The organism is Nocardia sp. NPDC049190, from assembly GCF_040648115.1.
In the GTDB taxonomy this organism is placed as follows: Bacteria; Actinomycetota; Actinomycetes; order Mycobacteriales; family Mycobacteriaceae; genus Nocardia.
Genome location: NZ_JBEZDE010000096.1, coordinates 1 through 4,601, shown reverse-complemented (window position 1 = coordinate 4,601; position 4,601 = coordinate 1). Strand labels below are relative to the sequence as shown.

At 66.5% G+C, this 4,601-nt stretch carries 2 protein-coding genes and 1 pseudogene; 2 read left to right on the top strand and 1 reads right to left on the bottom strand.

The features are described 5' to 3' along the window. Positions 1-2,285, top strand: a 2,285-nt coding sequence (locus AB0B25_RS31935) for an AMP-binding protein (RefSeq protein ID WP_357187517.1), incomplete at its 5' end; no start/stop codon positions are given. A 95-nt stretch (positions 2,286-2,380) separates the two neighbouring features. Here the strand turns inward: AB0B25_RS31935 and AB0B25_RS31930 are convergent. After that, entirely contained in the window at positions 2,381-4,039 is a 1,659-nt protein-coding gene (locus tag AB0B25_RS31930) for a GMC oxidoreductase (protein ID WP_357187514.1), read from the bottom strand. A gap of 85 nt (positions 4,040-4,124) precedes the next feature. Between AB0B25_RS31930 and AB0B25_RS31925 the strand changes: the two are divergent. After that, a pseudogene (locus AB0B25_RS31925) lies at positions 4,125-4,601 on the top strand (hypothetical protein); the annotation flags it as partial.

Genomic DNA, 4,601 nt, shown 5'->3' with positions numbered 1-4,601 from the left:
TGTCGCAGTGGCGAGATCGACTACCGGGCTCGGTGCAGTGGCTGGTCCTCGACAAGCCGGAAGTCGAGGCAGAGGTAGCGACGTTGCCCCCCACGCCGGTGACCGACGCCGAGCGAACCCGGCCGGTGCGGGTCGACCATGCGGCCTATGTGATCTACACATCCGGCTCGACCGGCACACCCAAAGGCGTGGTCGTCACCCAAGCCGGGATAGCGAGCCTGGCCGCCGAAACACGGGAACGGTTCGGTATCACCCCGACGTCTCGAGTACTGGCCGCCGCGTCGCCGAGCTTCGACGTCTCGGTCCTCGAATGGCTCAGCGCCACTGCCGCCGAAGCCACGCTGATCCTCGCCCCCGCACCGGTAGTCGCCGGCACCGAACTAGCCGAGTTGATCAACGCCGAACACGTCACTCATGCCGCCCTCACCCCGACTGTGCTCGCATCACTGGACCCCGACGAACTCGACACCCTCGCAACCCTGATTCTCGGCGGCGAGATATGCCCGCCAGACCTGACCATACGATGGATGCCGGGCCACACGGTGATCAACACCTACGGCGCGACCGAGACCACGATCATGAGCTGCGCTGACGCTCCGGCGAGCACAACCACAGACAGCCCGATGACAATCGGCGGTCCGCTCCGCGGATTCACTGCCGTGGTACTCGACCGCAGGCTATGCCCCGTCCCACTGGGAGTGGTCGGCGAACTATATCTGGCCGGGCCCGGCCTCGCCCGCGGCTACCAGAAGCAACCGGCAACAACGGCAGCGCGATTCGTACCCGACCCCTACGGGCCGACCGGGACTCGCATGTACCGCACCGGGGACCTGGTCACCTGGACCACGGACCGAACACTGAAATACCAAGGCCGCAGCGACCTGCAACTCAAAATCCACGGCCACCGCATCGAACCCGGCGATATCGAGACCACGCTACGCAGCCACCCTGACATCTCCCAGGCTGCCGTCGCGGTCCACACCCGACACAACGGCGCCAACCAACTCACCGGCTACGTCGTACCCACCCCCGACGCCATCCCCGACACCGCCGCACTCACCACGTATCTCATGACCCGACTACCCGCCCACATGATCCCCACCAGCATCCTCACCCTCGACCGAATACCCATCACCCCCACCGGCAAAGTCGACCGGAGGGCCTTACCTACGCCGAACCCGCGACGCTCCCGGTTCCGGGCGCCGTCCACCCCACTCGAGGCCACCGTCTGCGACGCCTTCACCCAGACCCTGCACATCGATCGAGCCGGCGTCGACGACGGGTTCTTCACCCTCGGTGGCAACTCGCTGGCCGCCACCCAGCTGGTCGCGCGACTGGCGGAGTCGACCGGCACCACAATGCCGGTGCAATGGATCTTCACCGACCCGACCCCGCGAGCACTGGCCCGTCGAATCGACAACCGCCTGCGTGGTCTCGACGAACAGGACCCGGGCGACGCACTGTCGGTCCTGCTTCCCTTGCGCGCCACCGGGTCCGAGGCGCCGCTGTTCTGCGTCCACCCAGCTATCGGATTGGCTTGGGGTTTCAGCGGTCTTCTGCAGCACCTCGACCCCGATCGTCCCGTGTACGGGTTGCAATCCCCGGCGATGACCGAACCCACCGCGCGGTTCGACACACTCGACCAACTCGCCGCCCGCTACGTCCACGAGATCCGGTCTGTCCAGCCGCACGGCCCGTACCACTTGCTCGGCTACTCACTCGGCGGCACCATCGCCCACGCGATCGCCGTCCACCTTCGCGGCGCCGGCGACTCGGTCGCCACCCTCGCCATGATGGACACCCGCGTCGTGACCGCCCGCACCGTCCGTGCTCCGACACCGAGCATCGGGGAGATGCTTGCCGAGTTCGGCGGCTTCGCCGTTCCCCCGGACCCCGCCGATCTCACCTTCGAGGCCGCGGCCGAGTTGCTGCGCCGGCACGGCGGACTCTTCACCGCCGTGACTCCCGAGCACCTCGAGACCCTGCACCGCGACTACACCCGGCTCATCGATCTCGCCCTGAACCACCGGCTGGCACTTTTCGACGGTGACCTGATCTACTTCAGCGCAGGCGGCGGTCACCCGAACAACGGTCATTCGCCAGCCCTCGGATGGAACGACCACATCACCGGCCATATCACCGAACACCGCATTCCCGGCCGGCACGAGCGGATGACCGATACGCACGCGCTCCACGCAATCGGACTGGTCCTCAGCGACCACTTCCGCACCACCCCTGGTATCGGACCGGACCCCGGCACCCGGGCAAGGACAGCGCGATCATGAATCGTCGGGACACGCTCAGGCGTCGGGCCGGCCAGCCTGGAAAGCGACGAGTGTGCTGGTCGACCACATGCGGACTGCTATGGCGAATGCAGTGATCACCACCCAGAACGAATGATCTGTTCGATATTGCGCTCAGCCAGCGCGCAGATCGTCAACGACGGGTTCACTGTTCCGGTGCTGCCGGGCACGGCCGCCCCGTCCATCACGTACAGGCCTCGATAGCCACACACCCGGCCGTACTGGTCTGTCGCACGTCCTATCACCGCGCCGCCCAACGGATGTGCGGTGAATGAGGCGTCCGCGTCCAAGGCCGGTCGGGTGAGGGGCGGGCAGTCGCAGGCCACCTTGTTGTTGACTTCCCGCGCTCGCGCGAGGTAGCCGGCGGTGCCGTTGTCCGGCCACTCCAGGCCTACGCGTCCGGTGGCCGAGTCGTAGACGAACCGGCCGCGGGTGTCGTCGAGCACGATGCCCAGCGATGCGAGAATACCGATGTCGAAGGGTGTCGCGCCGGGGATGAACCAGCTCTCCAGCGATACGGGTGCGTCCGCCTCGTCCAGTATCCGGCTCGCGGACGGTGTGCCCTGCGTGCCCAGGTCGAATGAGCTGAGCGGTCGCGCCAAGCCGACGTCGCCGTTGCTGCCCCAGCCTTCGCCGATGTGCTCGTTCAGATTCGGCAGCGCGCCGGTCGCCCGCGCGCGCACCAGCAACTCGGAGGTACCGATGGAGCCCGCGGCGAGGAACAGCGCGTCGCAGGTCAGCGTCCGGGTGCGGAGCGTCTCGCCGGTAGGCGCGAGTTTGGTTACGGCGACGGTATAACGGCCCGACGCTCCCGGTTCCTTGGCTATGGCGTCCACACGATGGCCTGGGTAGATCCGCGCACAACCGGTCCTCTCGGCATAGCGTAGGTAGTTCTGATTCAGATCGAACTTCGCACCGTTGGAATTGCCGAGATCGGAAAGGCCGACTGTCGCCGATGGTCTCGATCGTCCGGCGAGCTCGTTGCGGATGATGTGCCAATTCCACATGCCGTCGATGCGCTGCGGTGTATAGCCGGCTGCGCGGACCTGCTCGTCCCAGGCTCGCGAGTGCGCGAACGCGCAAGAGTGATAGAGGTCGTTCGGTATCGGGCTCAGCCGCAACATCTTTCGGACCTTGGGGTAATAGATGTCGTGCATCTCGCGGTAGTCGACCACGCCGCGGAATACGCTGTCGAAGTACCGTTGCTCCGGCGCGATCATCACCCCGGTGAACACTACGGAGCCGCCGCCGACACACGCGCCGCGCCACACATTGATGCCCGGGTAACTCGAAACGTCGAGGACCCCGCCGAACGGATCGATCCGCATGGGAATCCTGGTCGCGCCGGTGAAGATGGTGCGATGCCAGAAGCCGCGGCCATCCGGATTCGTGTCGTCGGCGAAGATGTCGCGCCACCGATCACTCGGCCAGCGTGACCCGCGCTCGAGCACCGCGACCTGGGTCCCGGACTGCGACAGGCGCAGCGCGGTGATCGACGCCCCGAACCCCGATCCTATGACGAGCGCGGGTACATGATCGGCCGGATCCGGGAGCGGTGCGAAGATCTCCGGCACCAGTCTGCGGTACAACGACGCTCGCGGGCTCGGGCTGTAGTCTTCGGCCCACGAGTCTTGCGCCCGCGCCGGAGACCGGCCCGTCACAAGCGTGCTACCGCCCGCAAGGCCCAGCATCGCCGTGGCCAGGCCGGCGCCCTTGACGAAACCGCGCCGGTCCATGGTGCCCCTCACCTGATCTGAACGTCGCTCCGCCACCTCCAGCGGCCAAACCTATCCCTTGCGGTGAGCGTTCGACGGCAACACGGTGACACGCGGGCGAGTCTTCGAGACATCGTCGACAAGACCAGCCGGCGGCGCCGAACAGCGCCGCTCCGCCATAGCGGCTCTCTATCATGGGAAGAAGGTCGGACTGGAGGTGACGATGTTGCTGCGCGCGCGGATCCGGTGGCTGATGTTGCACGGCCTTCCACGGTTCTATCTCCGGTTGTCGGCACGCCGGGGCGATCCGCTCGGGCAGATCGCTGTCGGTCAGGATGGCTTACTCGGTTCGTCGCGGTATATCGAGCAGATCCGGCAGCGCGGCCGGATACCCCGGATGTCTGGGGTACACGTGACCACCGACTACGAAGTGTGCCGGCTGATTCTGCGAGACCGTCGCTTCAGCGTGGTCACGCCCAACCATCGAGCCCTGCCGAAGCCGGTCCGCTGGGTGATGACCAAGACCGATCCGGGACTGCCCAATCTCGCGGAACCGCCCTCGATGCTGGTGACCGATCCACCG